The sequence below is a fragment of the Corynebacterium sp. ED61 genome (genome assembly GCF_015233855.1).
GTDB lineage: Bacteria > Actinomycetota > Actinomycetes > Mycobacteriales > Mycobacteriaceae > Corynebacterium > Corynebacterium dentalis.
Genome location: NZ_JADGIT010000003.1, coordinates 34756 through 54349 on the forward strand (window position 1 = coordinate 34756; position 19594 = coordinate 54349).

Below are 19594 nucleotides of genomic sequence, written 5' to 3' on the forward strand. Positions count from 1 at the left end.
CTGCCGCCGAAGCGGGTCTACTGTTACTTGTCGTCGTCAATAAGAATCACAGCATCGCTGTTCACGCCAACGATGACCACGTCATCCTCGGTGCCATCCGTCTTGACGCGAAGCGCTTTGGTCTCGATGCCTTCGGACTCTTCGTAGCCTTCGAAGGTTCCTGCCACGGACTTGCCTTCCACCTGGAAGCTGATGTGCTTACCGATGTGGTTGTAGAGGTCGTCTGCTCGTGCGCTTGATGGTCCGACATCGCTAGCCTCGCCAGCGCCCGTGTTTAATTTTTCATTTTCCATGCAATCTAGCGTACCAGCGCAAAATTTCCCCGGGGCTACTCTGCGATTCCCAGCACCACCCAGGAGCTCACGCGCTTCGGCTTATCGCCGCAAGAGCCCTTGGCCATCACCGACGGTCGGCTTTCTAGCTCCACGAGCCACCGGCGCCCAGTGGCAGCATCCCGCACCTCGCGCGTTGCCCGTCGCTTATCACCCGGCTGCTCCTCATGAGCGCTGACCTGCAACCCGGCCAGCGGAACATTCTCCCCCTCATCGTGCAGCATCCGCCCCACGGCTAGTTCCGCGACCTGTCCCGGCCCGTCCCACACACCGCGCCCGCGGTTTCCCTGCAGCCAGAGTTCCCCTCGCTGCGCGCACTCCAGGATTTCACTGGCGGAGCTCACCGCGTTGCGTCCGTAGGAGTAGTTCCCCGGTAGCAGCATCGTTGCTGGTGCAAAGCGGTGCCCCTTGGTGTGGGAGGTTTCCCAGACGTAGTCCCTGGGCCACTTTTCCGAGAGGTCAGACGCCAAAGGCCTGCCCCACACCGCGCAGCACAGATCACGCCGGCCATGTGTGCACACCAGCAGCACGGGATGCTCTACTCGATCCGCCCCCGGCGTATTCCCTGGCTGCGAAAGGTCCAGTTCCAGGATCGATTCCGGCCCGTCGACGCGCATGCGCTCGAGCACCGGCTGCGTCGGATCGCCTACTCCCGCCGACCAGCTGATGTAGAGCACCGGCCGCAGGTCATCGGTTTCGTGGTGCTGCCCGGCGCGACCCGGCTGCCGGATGAACTGCAACTGCGCGCGATGGCTCTTGATGAACTTCTTGATCTGCTGCGATAGTTCCGTACCCAAGGCTTCCCCGTCGAGAATGTCGCGCCCCCACCCGCGCGGATGCTCCAGCGCAAGGATGACATTGCCCCCGCGTGCCGTCCCCGCCAGCTGCTCCCCGGTCAGCGTGGAGCAGACAGATTCCTTCCACTTTTCCTCATCATCCGGCCCGGTCATGGCGATGCCGGCCAGTGGGTTTCTCCTCGTGGACATAGGTTTCAGGTTACCAGTGGGGTTTTTCCCCGACGCCACCTTCTCCCCGCCCCGCTTATCTCTCAGTACGAGGCCTCGATCCGCCAGGCGGTATCACGGCTGACCAGCAGGAACGCTCCGGGAGGATCTGCGGTGGCGACCTGCATTCGGGCGTAGCGTTTGCCGCGCGCCCACCATTGCTCATCCACGGGCCATGGCCCTGCCCATCCGGTGACCTCCACGCGCCGTCCGCCCCACTGCAGGTAGGCGGGCTCGCCGCTGAGCAGCCCGCGTCCGGAGACGTGAATGGGCTGATCATCTCCAGTGCGCACCTCTACTTTTGCGGCGGGGTGGGCAGCCGAAGGGGATGTCATTCCCGAGTCCATCCCGGCGACCCTTCCCGCTGCCTTCGCCCCAATGACCGAAGGCAGCGGGTGCAGAAGCTCTCCTTGCCACTGGCGCGTAGGCAAAGCACTGACCGACTCTGGATCTTCGTCGCCGTAGGGCACCGTCACCACTCTGCTGGCCACCGCGCGGCCCCCGCGATGCACGGGACGCAACACGTTGTGCACCCCGATGAGCGCTTGCGCGCGTCCGGCGGCAGCGCGGATGGCGCGCATTCCTTCATCGGGGCCGCCCCAAAGCGCGGACTCTACTTTGCCCGCGGGGACTGTCTCCACGGGCACGAGTTCCAAGGCGGCCACACCCACGGGCTCGTCGAAATACTCCGTCTCAACATGGCTATCACCGCCCTGACCAGCACCATCCGCCGTGCTCGTGGTGCTCGCCGCGCCTGTCGGAGCCTGCTGGCGCAGCCGAGTAATCCATCCCTCCAGCTGCCACCGCACGCGCTGGGCGGTGTCCTCCTCCGTCAGAGGTTCCCGGCAGCGCCACACGCGCTCAATCATCGTGGCGCCCGCATAACCTTCCGGAGCCGAAAGGTAGGCCCGCACCGCCAACCGCAAGCAGGCATCTCCCGCTGCGAAGAGCTCCGCGTGCAGCCGCGCTGCCACCTTTCTGGCCACGAAGGCTGCCGTTTCCGTGTTAGCGATGGGCTCATCCATATCCTGCCGAACAGCAATAGCAGGAACATCTCGCCGCGGCGCCACCGTGCGATCGATATCCCCACAGGCAATCCGGTGCCACTGAGCCCCGACCGCCCCAAACCGCGCAGAGACGTCCGTTCGCGGCAGGTTCGCGAAGTCTCCCATCGTGCGCACACCCAGCTGCCGCAGCACGTGAACGACCTCCTGCGAGCCAGCCAAAGCGGGTTCGCTGATCATCTCTCCCACGGGCAGACTCTGCACAAAATTCCGCCCGCCACCAGGTGCGATGTTCTTACCTCGACGCGCCGCCCACACCGCCGTGACCACATCATCTGCCGTGCCTGCCACACAGTCCGCCTGCTGACGGACCGCTGCATCCAACAGCAGTTCCACCGCGCGGTCTTCCCCGCCGTAGTACCGCGCCAAAGAATCAGCAGGGAATGCCAGCAACCCCGGGCGCAGCGTCTCCACTCCGGCCGCCACCTGCTCGAGCGCAGTCAGCACATCATCGTGCACCGCGAGCTGACGCGCAGGATCGTCATCAGCCACCGCCAACTGCGGACACACAGACAGCGCATGGCGCTGCTTCATCCCCTTCTTCACGCCCGCTTTCCGCGCCGCCGCATTGCACGCGTAAATCCGGTGTTCCGCGATCACCGCCGCAGGTTGCAGCAAATCCCATCCATGTGCTCTCCCGATGGCATACACAGGCCAATCCGGAAACCATAGAACCGTCACGCGCTGACTCATCGGGCCATCTCCTGAAGCTCAGAAGTGGCGTCGGACAAAGAAACCACATCCATCCGCTCCCCCACCACGGCGTGGAACCGGCGCGGAGGTTGGGACTTGCCCCACACGCGGCCGTCGACTTCCACCCCGCGCACACGGCCATACCCGCGGCCCAACCCGCGAATGCCCACCACGTGCGCATCAATGTTCAGCTGCACCTTCGGCCACGCATGGCCAGAAACCACCAGCGCGCAGCGGCTCTTATGCAACCGCGCCTCAACGGGACGCGCGAACGTGGGCGAGGCATTGGCGGCAGGACGATAGAAGACCATGTCCACGCCCTCCACCAACGTGCCCAACACCGCGGCCGCGTGCGGAGCCGGGTCCGGAATCACCACCACCCGCTCAAGGTCTCCCCCAGCGGCATCGATAGCAGCCAACGCCAACTGCGGATATCCCACGATGGCCACACAACTGCCGGCCTGCGTGGCCGCCACCAACAGATCCACGTGCACTGCGGGACAATCCGCCACGGCCGTCACCATCGCCCGTGGAATGCCGCCCGTATCAATCGCCTGCTCCAACCACGGCGGGCTCGGAAGTGTGTCCACCACGCGCGATTGAAAACTCTCCGGGGTGGACGTCTTCCCGGAAATCCGAGCCATCTTCTTCCGTAGGTCATAGATAGTATGATCTAACTCTTGCTGCGTAGAACCAGCCATGGGTGAACACCTCCTCTTAAGTCTCAATTAATGGTTTAACGTGCAGATTAACCGTCACATCGCGTGACAAAGCGCATACTTTCACCGCCCTGTTCACTACGAACATATGTACTACACAGCCGAGACAACCAACCCGCACAGAAAGAATTAAAATAGAACACATGTTCGCTATAGGTAGCGTAAAACTCCCCATCCCCTACGTCAACTGCGCACCCTATCCACCACTGCTTCTACACTGGAACACCATGACTAACCGCACCCTCATCGTTGCCGCCCCCACCCCCGTGCGCGCCGCCACCTCAATCCTGCTGGGACTGGCCGTTGCCGTTATGGCGATGCCCATCCCCAACGGCTTCAAGGTGATCGGCCTGGTTGTCTGTGTGGCCGCCGGGTTGATGGTGACCTTCAGCCATCCTTATCGACGTCGCGTCCGCGCCGCCGTAGAAGAGCGCAATGAAAAATACACCACCACAATCAGCCAGGTGCTTCCCCTGTTCCCACTCTGGCTGGCTCTGATGGTGCTGCCCATCGTCACGGGAAGCTGGGTTCTGGCGGCCATCGTGTGGGTCATCGCCGCTGCGTACGCATGGTTCGTCCACCCCCAGCTGGACGGCACCGCCCACATCCGTCCCCTCGCGGACGATAACCGCCGCGCATAAAGCCCGGCACAAAGCCCGCCACAAAGCTCAGCCCACACAGAAAGCCGGCCGCTCCTCCAAGAAATAGCTTCTCGGAAAAAGCGGCCGGCTTTCTCATGTAGGTCACTGACAGGCTCCACAGAGCCCGCGCAGGAGACCTACTCCCACTCGATGGTTCCCGGTGGCTTGGACGTAATGTCCAGCACCACGCGGTTAACGTCCTCCACCTCGTTGGTGATGCGGGTGGAAATCTTCTCCAGCACGTCGTATGGCACACGCGTCCAGTCTGCGGTCATCGCGTCCTCGCTGGACACGGGGCGCAGCACGATCGGATGTCCGTAGGTACGTCCATCACCCTGCACGCCCACGGAGCGTACGTCGGCCAGCAGCACCACTGGGCACTGCCAGATCGTGTCATCCAGCCCCGCGATGGTCAGCTCCTCGCGCGCAATTGCATCTGCCTTGCGCAGGATGGTCAGGCGCTCTTCGTTGACCTCGCCGATGATGCGGATGCCCAAGCCAGGACCAGGGAACGGCTGGCGTCCCACGATGACCTCGGGAAGACCCAGCTCGCGGCCCACCGCGCGTACCTCGTCCTTGAACAGCAGGCGCAGTGGCTCGACCAGCTGGAACTCCACGTCATCAGGCAGCCCGCCCACGTTGTGGTGGCTCTTGATGTTCGCGGTGCCGGAGCCGGCGCCGGATTCCACCACGTCTGGGTACAGCGTTCCCTGCACCAGGAAGTCCACGGAGGAACCTTCCGGAGCGGAGTCCAACACACCCGCCACGGCACGCTCGAAGGAGCGGATGAACTCTGCGCCAATAGCCTTGCGCTTGGCTTCCGGATCGGACACGCCAGCCAGCTTGTCCAAGAAGGCAGCGCGCTCATCCACCGTCACCAGGTTTGCTCCGGTGGCGGCCACGAAGTCGCGTTCCACCTGCTCGCGCTCGCCTTCGCGCAGCAGTCCGTGATCCACGAACACACAGGTCAGACGATCGCCGATCGCTTGCTGCACCAGCGCCGCCGCCACGGCGGAATCCACGCCACCGGACAGGCCACAGATGGCGCGACCCTCAGGTCCCACCTGCTCCTTGACCTGCTCGATCAGCTGCTCGGCAATGTTGCCCGCCGTCCAGGTGGGCTCCAGGCCGGCCGTTTCGGTGAGGAATCGACGCAAAACTTCCTGCCCATGCGGTGAATGCAGAACCTCTGGGTGGTACTGCACACCGGCCATGCGGCGCTCGGGGCACTCGAAAGCGGCAACCGGAGCACCCTCGGAGGTGGCCGTCACCTGGAAACCCTCGGGGGCCTCAGATACGGAATCTCCGTGGCTCATCCACACCTGGTGCTCGGCCGCCAAGCCGGAGTGCAGCTCGCCACCGGTGACCTGCAGCGCGGTGCGTCCGTACTCACGCAGGCCGGTCTCTGCGACCGTGCCACCCAGGGCGTTGGTCATGGCCTGGAATCCGTAGCAAATGCCAAACACAGGCACGCCCAGGTTCAGGAGTTCTTCCTGCAGGGCTGGGGCGCCATCGACGTACACGGAGGACGGGCCGCCGGACAAGATCAGAGCTGCGGGGTTCTTCGCAGCCACCTCATCGGCAGGCATCGAGTGAGGGATGACCTCGGAGTACAAATTTGCCTCACGCACGCGACGTGCAATGAGCTGGGCGTACTGCGCGCCAAAGTCAACGACGAGAACTGGGCGCGGGGGCTGAATGTGGTCTGTCTCAGTCACAGGTATAGAGTCTACCTGCACGAACCGCGCTAGCGAACTACCAGGTCAACCTTCTGGAAGCTCTTCAGATCCGTGTAACCGCACTTGGCCATGGATCGACGCAAAGCTCCCACAATATTCTGCACGCCATAAGGGTTTGCAGTAGGGCCAAACAGCAGCTCTTCCAGCGGAAGTGTGCCGTAATCACCGGTGTAGCTCACCTCGCCACGTGGAGCCTTCGGGTGGCCCGCCACAGCTGGCCAGTACCACTCCGGTGCACCTGCGGACTCCGCCGCAGACAAAGGAGCTCCCAACGCTACGGCATCCGCGCCACAGGCGATGGCCTTGGCCACCTGGCCAGAAGTCAGCAGCTCAGAATCCGCGATGACGTGGACGTAGCGGCCACCGGTCTCATCCAGGTAGTCCCGGCGGGCAGCTGCGGCATCCGCGATGGCCGTGGCCATTGGAACGTCGATACCCAGCGATGCAGTGTTGGTGGTATCGCCAGAGCCCACGATCACCCCGGCAGCGCCGGTGCGCATCATGTGCATAGCCGTGGTGTAATCCACCACGCCACCAGCAATAACCGGCACATCGAGAGAGCCGATGAACTCCTTCAAGTTCAGCGGCTCGCCATCCCGATGAACGTGCTCAGCAGAAACCAGAGTTCCCTGGATCACCAGCATGTCCAAGCCGGACTTAATCAACACGGACGCCAGGTCAGCAGCGTGCTGCGGAGACACGCGCACCGCAAAGCGCACGCCGGAATCCCGCACCAGGCTCAAGCGCTCCAGCAGCAGATCTTGGTCCAGCGGCTGCGCATGCAGACGCTGGAGCACCTGGTTCGCCTCCCCGCTGTCCACGGTGAAGGGTGCGGTGGCGGCGGAGTTGGCGTCGGACGAAGAAACCTCACCGAACAACGAACGGCGGGCAGCCTCGGCCACCTCGCGCAGCGCGGCATCCAGATCCGCAGCGCGGCCCCACAGACCCTCGGCGTTGATAACAGGCAGACCACCCAGCTTGCCGAACTCGATGGCGAACTCCGGGGTCACCACGGCATCGGTGGGATGCGCCATCACGGGAATGTCGAAGTCATAAGCATCGATCTTCCACGTGGTGTCCACGTCATGTGAGCTGCGCGTACGGCGCGAAGGGACGATGTCCACCTGATCCAGGCCGTACACCCGGCGAGCCACCCGGCCGCGTCCAATATCCACAAATTCCTGCATGAATCTAACCTGTCCTAATGCGCTTGAAAGCTAGCGAGCGGGGTTGTAATTCGGAGCCTCGACGATGCCCTGGACATCGTGGGGGTGAGACTCGCGCAAGCCAGCGCCGGTGATCTGCACGAAACGAGCCTTGTGCAGTTCAGCGACGGTAGCGGCACCGGTGTAGCCCATAGCGGCACGCAGGCCACCCACGTGCTGGTGCAGCAAGGTCTCGATGGAACCGCGCACGGGCACGCGACCTTCGATGCCTTCCGGAACCAGCTTGTCCTCGGACTTGACGTCCGCCTGGAAGTAGCGGTCCTTGGAGTAGGAGCGCTTCTCGCCGGTCAGGCCGCGACCCTGCATCGCGCCCATGGAACCCATGCCGCGGTAGCGCTTGTACTGCTTGCCCGCGATGGTGACGGTCTCGCCTGGGGTCTCGTCCGTTCCGGCGAGCATGGAGCCCAGCATGACGGAGGAAGCACCGGCTGCCAGCGCCTTGGCGATATCACCGGAGTACTGCATGCCGCCATCGGCGATGATGGGCACGCCAGCCTTGTGGGCAGGCACAGCGGCCTCCATGATGGCGGTGATCTGTGGGGCGCCTACACCTGCCACCACGCGGGTGGTGCAGATGGAGCCTGGGCCGATGCCCACCTTGATGGCATCCGCGCCAGCGTCGATCATAGCCTGCGCCGCACCGCGAGTAGCGAGGTTGCCGCCGATGACATCCACGCGATCGCCGAACTCCTTCTTCACACGAGCAACCATGTCCAGCACGCCACGGTTGTGCGCGTGCGCGGTGTCCACCACCAGGGCATCCACGCCAGCGTCCACCAGGGCGGTGGCGCGCTTCCAGGAATCCTCACCGGTGCCGATTCCGGCCGCCACCAGCAGGCGGCCAGAGGAATCCTTGGCGGAATCTGGGTACTTCTCGCGCTTGGCGAAGTCCTTGACGGTGATCAGGCCGGTGAGCTTGCCAGCACCATCGACGATGGGCAGCTTCTCCACCTTGTGCTCGCTGAGCAAGCGCAGCGCAGCCTCGGCGGATACGCCTTCCTGTGCCACGATCAGCGGCATCTTGGTCATCACGTCCGCGACCTTGCTGCTGAAGTCCTCTTGGAAACGCATGTCGCGATTGGTGATGATGCCCACCAGCAGGCCAGCCTCATCAGTGACGGGCAGGCCGGAGATGCGGTAGCGGGCGCACAGGTCATCCACTTCCTGAATGCTCATGTCTGGGGAGGCAGTCACGGGATCCGTGACCATGCCAGCCTCGGAGCGCTTGACGATCTCCACCTGCTGCGCCTGGTCCTCGATGGACAGGTTGCGGTGCAAAACGCCCACGCCACCCTGGCGAGCCATTGCCACGGCCATGCGGGCTTCGGTCACCGTGTCCATAGCGGCGGACAGGATGGGCACGTTGATGCTGATGTTGCGGGTCAGCTGCGTGGAGGTGTTGACCTCGGAAGGAATGACCTCCGATGCGTCTGGGAGCAGGAGAACATCGTCAAAAGTAAGTCCTACGAGTGAGACCTTTTGTGGGTCGTCGCCGCCGGTGGATACGGTCTGCGGATTAGTCACGCCGTTTCCTTCCTCAATCTATCGATCTTGAATCTGTGCATCGTTCTGGATCACTGGGGTGGATCTTTTGGAGATTCACAATTCTTGCAAAATTGCCGCGCTGGTACGTGGCTGGGGCATGCCACGCATGAATGTCTCAACAATACCGCGCTCACCGTGGATAGTTGTTCTCTGGGGCTATCTAGCAGGTAGTATGTGATCTGTGAGTTACGGTAATCATGACATGCCTCTGGATCCTTTTGCGGACGACCCAAACGATCCGGCATCTCTGCTGGAGCCAGACGAAGATTACCCACCCGTTTCCGCTGAGGAACGGGAAGCGCTGGAATCTGATCTGGTCAACGTCCGCGATTTCAAGCGTTTGCTGGAGCCGCGTGGCATTCGCGGAGTTTCCATGCTGTGCGAGGACTGCGAGGAGATGCACTTTTATGATTGGGGCATCATCGAGTCCAACATCAAGACGCTGTTGGATCAGCAGATCGTCCCTGTCCACGAGCCAGGCGCGCAGCCGAATCCTGAGCACTACGTGACGTGGGATTATTGCTTGGGTTATGCCGATGCGATGGATTTCGCGTTCAACGGGCTGCGGCCTCGTTTCCCCTGGCAGCGTTGATTTTTCTTCTTCTTTCTTTTTCCCGACGCAATGAGCCCGCGAGCACCTTTCGGTGCTCGCGGGCTCATTGTTTGCGTTGCGCGATTACGGGCTAATTAGCGAGTATCCGTGCTTCCCGCCGGCGATTGCTGACTCGGGCGTTCCTGCTGCTGTTGCAGCTGGCCCTGTCCCTGGTTCGCCGTGGTGGATTCGGACTCCGTGGTGCCGGTGGTTTCCTCAGTCTCAAAAGGCTTTGGCGGTGCTGCCAGCTGTGGGCGGAGTGCACCTGCACCTGGATTCGCAGGAACTGTTGGAGCTGCCTGGTCCTGGCCAGTCATCTCGGTCATGGTGGGGGCTAATTCTTGAGTTTCTAGTCCCTCTAGACCTTCAAGCGCGGGGTCCGTGATGTTTTGCTCACCATCGGCGAGGTTCTGTGCATCTAGAACTGGTAGTTCCTGCTTCTCCTCGCTTGGCTCTGGGTTGTCTGAGCTTGGCTCCGCAGCACCCATTCCCCGTCCAGGTCGGTCGGGGGCATCTTCGGCGGATGGCTGTGCATCTCCTTGGCCCGTAGAGCGGGTTGAGGTACCTACGCTGCTGGTTCCATCAGTGACCGACTGCGTGGACTCTTGCTGCTGAGCGGTGTCAGACTCGCTCACGTTCGACTGCGTAGTGGTGTACGCGGCGTATCCCAAGCCACCCACAGCCAAGGCCGCCGCCACGCCACCGGCAACCAGCATGGAGGTAATCGAAGTTCCACCTGCAGCCACGGCGGCTCCAGCGCGACGACGGAGCAAGCCACCGCGCTTCTTCCGCAGTGGGATGACATCTGAGTGCCCGTCTGCCGTATTATCCGAACCGGTCAGCGCAGGTTCGCCCAACAGATCCGCAAGCAATGGCGGTGCAGGAATATCCGCATCTGCTTCCGCCTTAGCGGCCGAAAACAGCGCGTACAGCTGGTCAGAGTCTTCCAGGTTATTCTCAAAACTCTGACCTTGCCCGATTAAATCGAGCGCACGATCCTCCGCCATGACCTCGGAAAATGATCCGAAGGCTTGGGAGGATTCTTTGTTCTTCATTGTCCTGGTTTCCTGATTCTTGTCAGTCCGCAGTTGGATTATTTCGTTGTTGTTCCACATAAGCCCGCAGCTTGGCGAGGGCTCGGAACTGTGCCACACGCACGGCACCAGCAGACGTACCGAGAATCTGAGCAGTTTCTTCGGCCGAATAGCCTCCGAAAACGCGGAGTGTGATGATTTCTCGCGCCTTGTCACTTAACAAATCGAGCAGGCCGGAGACCTCGTTACACGAGTCAAGCAAAAGAATTTCGGACTCGGGTGTCTGGCTGACTTCTTCCTCATCCGGCATCTCGTCAGTAGGCTGTGCGAGATCCCTCGAGTGCATCCTGCGGGCATCGACAATCTTGTTCGCGGCGATACGAAAAACGAACGCCATGAACGGCACGCCTTTTTCGTCAAACTTCGGCATGGCGCGGGCCACGGCAAGACATACCTCTTGGGCCACATCGTCCGCGGTGGGGTACCTGTTCGAACCGACACGGGCACGGCAGTAGCGAACCACTTGGGGATGAATGAGGTTAATGAGCTTCTGCAGCCGTTTCGGATCGCCTTCAACAGCACCAGGCACTGCGGCGGCGATGGCCGCGTCTGTATCCACTGTTGTAGTCATTAATCCATAGTTTCTGTGCAAAGCGGTTGCCTACCGATGAAATTCACCGCGCAGCTTCACAACAAAATATCACAGTTCAATTACCTCAAAGTCAGCCTGATTGCACTTGTGCGCAGACATTTACATTCCACATCAAAAGTTTTCCACACTGGCAACAATGGCGAAAGTCGAGCAAAGTAGGGACACCATGGGGGTAGCTGGTTCCCCCATTAAGGGGACGCACAGGTTCGGCCAACACATTTCATCTTCCGTTAAGAATGGTCGATAAGTGCAGGTGGCACGGGGCAAGTCCCCCCGGTTTCCATAGGCTTTTTGTCTGCGTTACCTATACAGCATCCACTCGTTACCTTTCGTTCATATGCCCCCGAGAATCTCTACACGTCGAACGCGACACCATGACTTTCAAGGAGATTCAACCGATGCCTCAGCCAAGCCAGCTTCCGGGACCAAACTCTTCCATCTGGGAATGGCAGCTGCACGGCGCATGCCGTGGTGCAGACTCCTCCGTGTTTTTCCATCCGGACGGCGAGCGCGGTCGCGCTCGCGCAATGCGTGAACAACGCGCCAAGGCGATCTGCGCAGAGTGCCCCGTCATGCAGCAGTGCCGAGACCATGCACTGTCCGTGGGCGAGCCCTACGGCATCTGGGGTGGCATGTCCGAGTCTGAACGCGATGCAATCCTGCGCCCCACCTCTCGGAATCGTCACCGTCGCTTCTCTGCTTAATTAACTGTCGCTCTGAAGTAACAACAATGCTGAATTAGTTCGCGCCACCCAGCACCGTCCCTCTCAAGCCGTGGTTCAGTTGTCGCATACAAAGGCGCCCTCGCCGTGGTTTATCGTCTCTTTCGAGACCAAACTCAGCGAGGGCGCCTTTTATCTTGAAGTGCACTAGACAACGCTTGAAAGCGCTGCTCTAGCGCACGGTCTCACCCCAAGGGGTGTTCATGCACCTTTAGTGGTGGTGATGTGCGTGCCCAGCTGCTGCTGGCTGGGCTGGCTTATCCACCACGGCAGTTTCGGTGGTGAGCACCATGCGTGCCACGGAGGTCGCGTTGATAACTGCGGAGTGGGTCACCTTGACTGGGTCAATGATGCCCTTCTCCAGCAGATTGTCGTACTCCAGAGTGGTGGCGTTGAAGCCGGAACCATTAGGCTGCTCGGCCACGCGTGCGACCACCACAGCGCCATCCAGACCAGCGTTGTCCGCGATCCAGAAGGCAGGGCGGCGCAGTGCACGTGCCAGCGCCCGCAGACCGATGGCCTCGTCGCCGTCGTAGTCCGCAGCCAGCGCGTTGACTTGCTCTGCGATCTGCACCAGCACGGAGCCACCGCCGGCGATAACGCCCTCTTGCGCTGCGGCACGCGCAGCGTTGATGGCATCTTCGACGCGCAGCTTGCGCTCGTTAACCTCGGTCTCGGTAGCACCGCCAGCGCGAAGCACTGCGACACCGCCGGACAGCTTGGCCAGGCGCTCTTCCAGCTTTTCCTGATCCCACGTGGAATCGGTGCGCTCGATCTCGGTGCGCAGCTGGTTGCGTCGCTCTTCTACGGCCTCGGCAGCTCCGCCACCGTCAACGATGACCGTGTCTTCCTTGGTCACGGTGACGCGGCGTGCAGATCCTAGCTGCTCCAGGGTGGTCTCGGACAGGGACTGGCCGAGCTCCTTGTCCACCACTACACCACCGGTAACGATGGCAAGGTCATCCATGAAGGCCTTACGGCGATCACCGAAGTATGGAGCCTTGACGGCAACCACCTTCAGGGACTTGCGGATGGCGTTGAGCACCAGCATCTGCAGTGGCTCGCCTTCCACGTCCTCGGCAACGATGAGCACCTGCTTGCCGGACTTCGCGATCTGCTCCAGCAGGGGCAGGAAGTCTGGCAGTGAGCTGATCTTGTCGCGCACCAACAGGATGAGTGCATCATCCAGCACTGCGTGTCCGGTCTCTTCTTCGGTGACGAAGTACGGGGACAGGTAGCCCTTGTCGAAGGAAATACCTTCGGTGACCGTGGACTCATCCTCGATGGACTGAGATTCTTCCACGGTGACCACACCGTCCTTGCCCACCTTGTCGAAAGCATCGGCAACCATTGCGCCGATCTTCTCGTCGCGGGAGGAGACGGTGGCCACGTTGGCGATCGCTGCAGAATCAGCCACGGGCTGCGCGAGTTCACGCAGCAGCTCCATGACCTTTTGGGTGCCGATCTCGATGCCGCGGTTCACGGCGATCGGGTTTGCACCCGCAGCAACGGTGCGCAGACCTTCATTAATGAGGGCCTGTGCCAGCAGGGTTGCGGTGGTGGTGCCGTCGCCAGCGATGTCGTTGGTCTTAACGGCCACGGACTTCACCAGCTGTGCGCCTAGGTTCTCGAAGGGATCTTCGAGGTCGATGTCGCGGGCGATGGTGACACCGTCGTTCGTGACGGTGGGGCCACCGAAGGCCTTGTCCAGCACCACGTTGCGGCCACGCGGGCCGAGGGTTACCTTCACCGCGTCAGCCAGTGCGTCGACTCCCTTTTGCAGGCCTTCGCGTGCTTCTTGGTCGAATGCAATGAGCTTTGACATGGAAGTTACCCGCTTACTTTTCGATGACTGCGAGGATGTCGCGCTGGCTCAGAAGCAGGAACTCCTCGCCGTTGTACTTCAGCTCGGTTCCGCCGAACTTGGAGAAGACAACGGTGTCGCCTTCCTTCACGTCCATTGGGATGCGGTCTTCGCCGGATACGCGGCCTGGGCCGACGGCGATGACGGTAGCTTCCTGTGGCTTTTCCTTCGCAGAATCAGGGATAACCAGGCCGGATGCGGTGGTGGTCTCTGCTTCGACGATCTGGACCAGTACGCGGTCCTCCAGCGGCTTGATGTTCACGTTAGCCACGATGAATACCTCCATGTATTCGTAGTGTTATCGAGTGTTGTCGATTGTGCCGGTTGGTTTCCGCGCACAGCCGTCGTCGCGGGTGAACAACTGTGTGTCAAACAACCTACTGGCACTCTACCCCTGTGAGTGCTAGCGCTCAACACTTGAGTTTGCCCATATCAACGTCCCGGTGTTGTCCGGGTCACATGGTAATGTTTTTGGAAGTTTTTGTTCCTCGGACGTCGGCGTTCGTGCAGTTCGCTGGCGTCCTCTGGCTCCCGTGTGTGCAAAGGATCTCACAGTGGCACCTCCTTCCTCTCCTTCAATTTCCGACGCCAACTCCCCCGCCGTCGATGCTTCCGCCCTCGACGAACTACGGAATACTCCGTGGCGCGAGTGGAGCAACGAGCAGTGGGAACTGTGGCGCAACCAAGTGCATCGCCTGGCCACAGAGCGCAACGCGGTGATCTTGGCGCACAACTACCAACTGCCAGAGATCCAAGATGCGGCTCACCACGTGGGAGATTCCCTTGGCCTATCCCGCATTGCTGCGGACACGGATGCCGATGAGGTGATTTTTTGCGGCGTGCACTTCATGGCGGAGACCGCCAAGATCCTGTCTCCAGATAAGCGAGTGCTCATTCCTGATGCTGCGGCGGGCTGTTCCCTGGCGGACACCATCACCGCCGAGGATCTACGCGCGTGGAAGGACGAGCACCCCGGCGCGGTAGTGGTCAGCTATGTGAACACCACCGCCGAGGTAAAGGCGTTGACCGATATTTGCTGCACCTCGTCCAATGCGGTGGACGTGGTGGAGTCCATCCCTGCTGATCAAGAGGTACTGTTCTGTCCGGATCAGTTCTTAGGCGCGCACGTTCAGCGCAGCACAGGGCGGGAGAACATGCACATTTGGATGGGCGAATGCCACGTGCACGCGGATATCTCCCCGACGGATCTCACGGACACCGTGCGCTCTCATCCCGAGGCCGATCTTTATGTCCACCCAGAGTGTGGTTGCACTACCTCCGCGTTGTGGATGGCGGATTCGGGTGAATTCCCGCGCGATCGCACCCACATTCTGTCCACCGGAGCCATGCTGGATCAGGCGAAGAAGAATTCGCGCAACACCGTACTGGTGGCTACGGAAGTAGGCATGCTCCATCAACTCCGTAAGGCACGTCCGGACACGGAGTTCTTAGCCGTGAATCCTGAGGCAGCCTGCCCCTTCATGCAGATGATCACGCCAGATAAATTGCTGCGCAGCCTGGAGGAAGGCCGCGATGAAGTAGATGTTCCTACCGATGTTGCCGATGCTGCGCGTCGTAGTGTCGAGGCCATGATCGCCATCGGCACCCCAGGCGGTGGGGAATGACAGAACCGAACATCCCACCCCATCTTCGCTCCTCTATGCAGGAGGCTGGATGGACTCAGAAGCAGGTCAACGATGCCTATGCGTTGGTTCGTTCCACCTTGGAAGAAGACCTGCAATGGGGTCCTGATGTCACCACCAATTCCACCATCGAGGAGGCCGCGCACTGTCGCGCGCTGGTGGTCAGCCGCGGGCACGGGGCACTCTCCGGCACTCTCGTTGCCGCCCTGGCTCCGTTCATCGCAGCTGAGCTTACGGCCGAAACAATCTCGAAGGTCACCGTAGAAATCCTGATTTCCGACGGTCACCGGGTCCAGCCGGGGGACGCCATCTTGGAGATCACCGGACCCACCCGAGTGGTTCTCACGGCCGAGCGCACTCTGCTCAATCTGCTGTGCCACCTGTCTGGAGTGGCCACCGCGACTGCAGAGTGGGCGGATGCGCTCGCCACTGTGCCCGAGGCGCACACGCAAGTCCGCGATACCCGGAAAACCATCCCCGGTCTACGAGTTCTGCAAAAGGCTGCGGTGGTGCACGGCGGCGGAACCAATCACCGCATGGGATTAGGCGATGCCGCACTGATCAAGGACAACCACATCGCCGCCGTGGGTGGGTTGAAAGAAGCCTTCAACCGGGTCAAGGCTCAGACAACCGATATCTCCATCGAGGTGGAATGCGACACCCTAGAGCAGGTGAAGGAAGCTGTGCAGGTGGGTGCAAACCTCATTTTGCTGGACAACATGGACGCAGCAACCACCCGTGAGGCTGTGACAATCACCGAGCCGGCGGGGGTCAAAACAGAAGCCAGCGGCGGGCTGACCCTCCGCAATGCTGCGGAATACGCAGCAACGGGCGTGGATTACATCGCGGTCGGCGCGCTCACGCACTCCGCCGCAGTGCTGGATCTCGGTCTCGATTTCCAGTAGTTGGGCTAGATGCCGCGGGTGAGGTTCACCACGGCATCGTGCCAGAGGTTGAACTCTTCTGGCTGGTCAGCACGGTAGTTCTCTACGGCGCGAATACCATTGTGTACGGACTCGACCTCTTCATCGGTGAGATCCGCACCGTTTTCGCCCACGAAGAGGACGGGACCCAGGATGGCGCGAGTGGGGTCAGAGAGGAAACGTGCGTTTCCGATCTCGGACTCGTTGCGACCCATGGAAGCCAGTGGGTTTGGCTCAGGAGTCTCAGCCTTGGCAGCCTCGGAGGAGTAAATAGCCGGAATGGTCAGGCCAGACTCAACGAAGGCCACGTGGAGGCGATCGTCAGCGCTTCCACCCAGCATCTCCGCGGCCTGAGACAGCTCGATATCGTGCTCTTCTACCTTGAGGTCTGGGGTGACCAAGAGGCTGCGTGCCATGTTTTCTCCTTCAGTTTCAACGCTCATTTTGACCCAGCTAAAAAATTGATGAGGGTCACAGTAAGTAATTCACAGCTATTTTGCCAGCAGTACTACTTTCCTGCAGCGCAAGAACACTGCAGGTCACTAGACCAGTGGTACTTCCACTTCCAGTCCGGGGTCTGTTCCCACTGTCAATTCACTAGCTTCTGCCCCGGCGGCGATCAGCTGCGCAGTCAATGCGGCGATCATCACTCCGTTATCCGTGCACAAGGACATCGGCGGAACGTGCAACTGAATACCTGCAGAGGAGCACCGGTCTGCCAGCAATCCGCGCAGTCGCGAGTTGGCGGAAACTCCCCCACCCAACAGCATCGTGGTCGCCCCCACATCCTGAGCTGCTCGCACGGCCTTGAAGGTCAGTACGTCGCACACTGCTTCTTGGAAGGATGCGCACACATCTTCCACGAGGATGCTGATGCCATCCTTTTCTGCCTTTTCCACGTGCCGCGCTACCGCGGTCTTGAGTCCAGAAAAACTGAAGTCATAGCGAGAATCCTGCTGACGCATCATGCCGCGCGGAAACGCGATAGCCTTGCGGTTTCCCTGTTGAGCCAGGCGGTCGATGATGGGGCCTCCTGGGTAGCCCAGTCCCAGTAAGCGCGCGACCTTGTCATAGGCCTCGCCAGCTGCGTCATCCAGCGTGCTGCCCAGCTCCTGCATGGGCTTACCCACGCCTTGCACGTGCAGAATCTGGGTGTGCCCGCCGGATACGAGCAGCGCGATGACGTTGTCCAAGCCCGGCCCATCCGTTTGCTCAGCTGGTGCCTCGGCACGCTCTGTCTGCCCTGACTGTTCTGCCAGGAGGTCCACCGCCACGTGCCCGCCCAGGTGGTTGACGGCATAGAACGGCACTTGCCACGCCGCCGCGTAGGCCTTCGCAGCAGCTGCACCCACCAGCAATGCGCCTGCCAAGCCAGGGCCGATGGTGGCCGCCACCGCGTCGGGCTTTTCCATGTATGACGTGCTCATCCCGCGTGCGGCACGGTCCTTGCGCAGATCCCGCAGAGCCTCGCGCATCGTCGGCCCCATCGCCTCGAGGTGCGCCCGGCTCGCGATCTCCGGCACCACTCCGCCGAACCGCGCGTGCTGTTCCATGGAGCTGGCCACCCGGTTACTGATCATGCGCACCTGTGGGCCAGTGGTTTCGGTGGTCAGTTCGACAATGCCGACCCCCGTCTCATCGCAGGAACTTTCGACGCCAAGGATCACCCGGCTGGAGCTAACCGCCTCATCCTTACTGCTGTCCTCTGCACTCCGCGAAGCGAATACCGGCTGGAAGGAGTTCTGTCCGTTCTCTCGCGCTGCCTTATTCCGCGGATCCGCGCCGTGAAACTGCGAGGCATCCACGTCCTCCCCTGAGGCGGGGCGCATCATCGTGAACGCATCGGCGCCGCTGGGCTGATAGTAGTTCTTACGGGTGCCGGTGATGTAGAAACCATAGCGTTCGTACAGTCCCACGGCGGGATCGTTATCCGTCCTCACCTCAAGGAATACAGGCCCACCAGCCGCGTCCACCGCATCCAGGGCAGCGCGAAGCAATCGATGCGCGTATCCCCGACCCTGCTGCTGCTCTGCGATCGCCACGGTGTGGATCTCCCACTCCGGTTCAGCGCTGGGGCCATTCTTGGCGAGTCCCAAATACCCCACCAGTTGATCGCCTGCGATGAGCCCGAAGTACTGCGTATTCATCGCGTCCAGCTCGTGCTGGATTCCAGCCAGCGACCAGGGCGAATCCCCTACGAAAAGCTGGTGCTCGATCTTCTCCATCGCCTCGGCGTGGGAGCGATCCAGCATCACCACACGGGGCTCGAGTAGCTCGGCGCCTGCAGCCTCGTGCTCCCTGTCTTGCTTATCGCCGTCTTGTTCCCCGGACACGGCACCGAAGTCCACCGAGGTGGGCACGGGCTTAGGCTTCGGCTCAATCGCATCGGGGCGGCGCAGGTACAGCGCCCGTAGGGGCTTGCCCGTTCCGCGCAAAGAGCGCACCGCCCGTTGGTTGACTCCCCCGCGGGCCAAGAGTGCGGCTATCACGAGACTGGCTGAAGAAGGCTGAGCATCGGCGTCGGAAACACAATCCACCGAATCATCCGCGATGGTCTTGCCCATCACCACGGGGGACCCGGCAGGCAGCTGGGGCACAATCGCAGCGGGCTTATCCACTGCAGGTTCCCGAAGTGTTTCGAGGGTGCACTGCGACAAGTCGGTGGAATTGTCCCCGGCGCGCAGGGCGTAGCTGGCCCAGTACCACTCGCGACGGCGGGCGTCGGCGAGGACGTGGAGCTCGGCGCTCTCGTCCAAGTTACTCACACCGTTCCGGCGCTGCTCGAGGATGCTGCGCACGGCCATCGCCGCGGTGGATTCCACACCGTGAACTGGGATGGACAGCGCATCGGCGAAAGCCTGCGCGGTGGCCATGCCCACCCGCAATCCGGTGAACGGACCAGGCCCCACGCCCACGACCACCGCGCCCAACTGCTCGGGGGAAAGACCAGCCTCGGCGAGGCAATCGACGATATTGGGCGTCAACAACTCCATGTGCCCGCGCGGATTATCCACCACGCGTTCGGCCAGCACGGATACCTGGGATTGCTCCTCGGAGGTCACCTCCGCAGCGCTATCGGAGACCTCTACGATTCCGGCCACAACATAGGAAGTCGACGTGTCGACGGTCAAGACGTACATGGTGCAGATCCTAACGAATGGAAAACCAAAAGCCCCTATCCCAACAGTCAGCCACGCGCCT

The 19594-nt window shown here is 61.5% G+C and carries 18 protein-coding genes; 5 read left to right on the forward strand and 13 right to left on the reverse strand.

Annotation, left to right across the window (positions count from 1 at the left end; translation table 11 throughout):
• Positions 1-23 precede the first annotated feature (23 nt).
• From IM764_RS03900 to IM764_RS03915, 4 genes are all read right to left on the reverse strand, one after another.
• A complete protein-coding gene (locus tag IM764_RS03900) occupies positions 24-293 on the reverse strand; it encodes a hypothetical protein (protein ID WP_194187003.1) in 270 nt (89 codons plus the stop codon).
• Positions 294-328: 35 nt separating this feature from the next.
• Positions 329-1318, reverse strand: coding sequence for a sucrase ferredoxin (locus IM764_RS03905; protein ID WP_194187004.1), 990 nt, complete (start codon positions 1316-1318; stop codon positions 329-331).
• A gap of 62 nt (positions 1319-1380) precedes the next feature.
• A complete protein-coding gene (locus tag IM764_RS03910; protein ID WP_194187005.1) occupies positions 1381-3093 on the reverse strand; it encodes a DNA polymerase Y family protein in 1713 nt (570 codons plus the stop codon).
• Positions 3090-3794 carry a hypothetical protein gene (locus IM764_RS03915; protein ID WP_194187006.1) on the reverse strand — a complete coding sequence of 235 codons (705 nt, stop codon included), beginning with the start codon at positions 3792-3794 and terminating at the stop codon, positions 3090-3092. Before IM764_RS03915 ends, IM764_RS03910 begins: the two co-directional genes overlap by 4 nt.
• A 245-nt stretch (positions 3795-4039) precedes the next feature.
• Between IM764_RS03915 and IM764_RS03920 the strand changes: the two genes are divergently transcribed.
• Positions 4040-4453 carry a hypothetical protein gene (locus tag IM764_RS03920; RefSeq protein ID WP_194187007.1) on the forward strand — a complete coding sequence of 138 codons (414 nt, stop codon included), beginning with the start codon at positions 4040-4042 and terminating at the stop codon, positions 4451-4453.
• Between the two features lie 137 nt (positions 4454-4590).
• On the opposite strand, the gene guaA is transcribed toward IM764_RS03920, so the two are convergent.
• From guaA to guaB, 3 genes are read right to left on the reverse strand one after another with little or no spacing between them, the layout of a single operon-like run.
• Entirely contained in the window at positions 4591-6171 is a 1581-nt protein-coding gene (gene guaA / locus IM764_RS03925; protein WP_370551540.1) for a glutamine-hydrolyzing GMP synthase, read from the reverse strand.
• A 29-nt stretch (positions 6172-6200) separates the two neighbouring features.
• Positions 6201-7379 carry a GuaB3 family IMP dehydrogenase-related protein gene (locus IM764_RS03930; RefSeq protein ID WP_194187008.1) on the reverse strand — a complete coding sequence of 393 codons (1179 nt, stop codon included), beginning with the start codon at positions 7377-7379 and terminating at the stop codon, positions 6201-6203.
• 30 nt (positions 7380-7409) lie between these two features.
• Positions 7410-8942 carry an IMP dehydrogenase gene (gene guaB / locus IM764_RS03935; RefSeq protein WP_194187009.1) on the reverse strand — a complete coding sequence of 511 codons (1533 nt, stop codon included), beginning with the start codon at positions 8940-8942 and terminating at the stop codon, positions 7410-7412.
• A 223-nt stretch (positions 8943-9165) separates the two neighbouring features.
• Here guaB and IM764_RS03940 point away from each other — a divergent pair, with 223 nt between their 5' ends.
• Positions 9166-9555 (forward strand): DUF5319 domain-containing protein, encoded by a 390-nt coding sequence (locus IM764_RS03940; protein ID WP_099297904.1) that lies wholly within the window; start codon positions 9166-9168, stop codon positions 9553-9555.
• Positions 9556-9650: 95 nt separating this feature from the next.
• Here the strand turns inward: IM764_RS03940 and IM764_RS03945 are convergent, their stop codons facing one another.
• On the reverse strand, positions 9651-10610 hold the full coding sequence (locus IM764_RS03945; RefSeq protein ID WP_194187010.1) for a hypothetical protein: 960 nt from the start codon (positions 10608-10610) through the stop codon (positions 9651-9653).
• Between the two features lie 22 nt (positions 10611-10632).
• Entirely contained in the window at positions 10633-11220 is a 588-nt protein-coding gene (gene shbA / locus IM764_RS03950; protein ID WP_099297906.1) for an RNA polymerase sigma factor ShbA, read from the reverse strand.
• Positions 11221-11639: 419 nt separating this feature from the next.
• Between shbA and IM764_RS03955 the strand changes: the two genes are divergently transcribed.
• The gene (locus IM764_RS03955; RefSeq protein ID WP_099297907.1) at positions 11640-11945 is read left to right on the forward strand and encodes a WhiB family transcriptional regulator; all 306 of its coding nucleotides are present in this window, start codon (positions 11640-11642) and stop codon (positions 11943-11945) included.
• A gap of 229 nt (positions 11946-12174) precedes the next feature.
• Here the strand turns inward: IM764_RS03955 and groL are convergent, their stop codons facing one another.
• Together groL and groES are read right to left on the reverse strand one after the other, a co-directional pair.
• Positions 12175-13788 (reverse strand): chaperonin GroEL, encoded by a 1614-nt coding sequence (groL, locus tag IM764_RS03960; protein ID WP_194187011.1) that lies wholly within the window; start codon positions 13786-13788, stop codon positions 12175-12177.
• Between the two features lie 13 nt (positions 13789-13801).
• A complete protein-coding gene (gene groES / locus IM764_RS03965; RefSeq protein ID WP_099298035.1) occupies positions 13802-14098 on the reverse strand; it encodes a co-chaperone GroES in 297 nt (98 codons plus the stop codon).
• Between the two features lie 283 nt (positions 14099-14381).
• Between groES and nadA the strand changes: the two genes are divergently transcribed.
• Both nadA and nadC read left to right on the forward strand, forming a co-directional pair.
• On the forward strand, positions 14382-15452 hold the full coding sequence (nadA, locus tag IM764_RS03970) for a quinolinate synthase NadA (RefSeq protein ID WP_312587645.1): 1071 nt from the start codon (positions 14382-14384) through the stop codon (positions 15450-15452).
• A 35-nt stretch (positions 15453-15487) separates the two neighbouring features.
• Positions 15488-16375 carry a carboxylating nicotinate-nucleotide diphosphorylase gene (nadC, locus tag IM764_RS03975; protein WP_194187173.1) on the forward strand — a complete coding sequence of 296 codons (888 nt, stop codon included), beginning with the start codon at positions 15488-15490 and terminating at the stop codon, positions 16373-16375.
• A gap of 5 nt (positions 16376-16380) precedes the next feature.
• Here nadC and IM764_RS03980 read toward each other — a convergent pair whose 3' ends face one another.
• On the reverse strand, positions 16381-16809 hold the full coding sequence (locus IM764_RS03980; protein WP_099297910.1) for a hypothetical protein: 429 nt from the start codon (positions 16807-16809) through the stop codon (positions 16381-16383).
• Between the two features lie 126 nt (positions 16810-16935).
• The gene (gene tsaD, locus IM764_RS03985) at positions 16936-19533 is read right to left on the reverse strand and encodes a tRNA (adenosine(37)-N6)-threonylcarbamoyltransferase complex transferase subunit TsaD (RefSeq protein WP_194187012.1); all 2598 of its coding nucleotides are present in this window, start codon (positions 19531-19533) and stop codon (positions 16936-16938) included.
• Positions 19534-19594: the final 61 nt, after the last annotated feature.

Bases quoted from the DNA above. Each gene is read 5' to 3' on its own strand.
- IM764_RS03905 (WP_194187004.1), bottom strand. From the start codon at position 1,318: ATGTCCACGAGGAGAAACCCACTGGCCGGCATCGCCATGACCGGGCCG.
- IM764_RS03955 (WP_099297907.1), top strand. From the start codon at position 11,640: ATGCCTCAGCCAAGCCAGCTTCCGGGACCAAACTCTTCCATCTGGGAA.
- tsaD (WP_194187012.1), bottom strand. From the start codon at position 19,533: ATGTACGTCTTGACCGTCGACACGTCGACTTCCTATGTTGTGGCCGGA.
- IM764_RS03910 (WP_194187005.1), bottom strand. From the start codon at position 3,093: ATGAGTCAGCGCGTGACGGTTCTATGGTTTCCGGATTGGCCTGTGTAT.
- IM764_RS03930 (WP_194187008.1), bottom strand. From the start codon at position 7,379: ATGCAGGAATTTGTGGATATTGGACGCGGCCGGGTGGCTCGCCGGGTG.
- IM764_RS03900 (WP_194187003.1), bottom strand. From the start codon at position 293: ATGGAAAATGAAAAATTAAACACGGGCGCTGGCGAGGCTAGCGATGTC.
- IM764_RS03945 (WP_194187010.1), bottom strand. From the start codon at position 10,610: ATGAAGAACAAAGAATCCTCCCAAGCCTTCGGATCATTTTCCGAGGTC.
- groL (WP_194187011.1), bottom strand. From the start codon at position 13,788: ATGTCAAAGCTCATTGCATTCGACCAAGAAGCACGCGAAGGCCTGCAA.
- nadC (WP_194187173.1), top strand. From the start codon at position 15,488: ATGCAGGAGGCTGGATGGACTCAGAAGCAGGTCAACGATGCCTATGCG.
- shbA (WP_099297906.1), bottom strand. From the start codon at position 11,220: ATGACTACAACAGTGGATACAGACGCGGCCATCGCCGCCGCAGTGCCT.
- IM764_RS03915 (WP_194187006.1), bottom strand. From the start codon at position 3,794: ATGGCTGGTTCTACGCAGCAAGAGTTAGATCATACTATCTATGACCTA.
- IM764_RS03940 (WP_099297904.1), top strand. From the start codon at position 9,166: ATGCCTCTGGATCCTTTTGCGGACGACCCAAACGATCCGGCATCTCTG.
- IM764_RS03980 (WP_099297910.1), bottom strand. From the start codon at position 16,809: ATGGCACGCAGCCTCTTGGTCACCCCAGACCTCAAGGTAGAAGAGCAC.
- IM764_RS03920 (WP_194187007.1), top strand. From the start codon at position 4,040: ATGACTAACCGCACCCTCATCGTTGCCGCCCCCACCCCCGTGCGCGCC.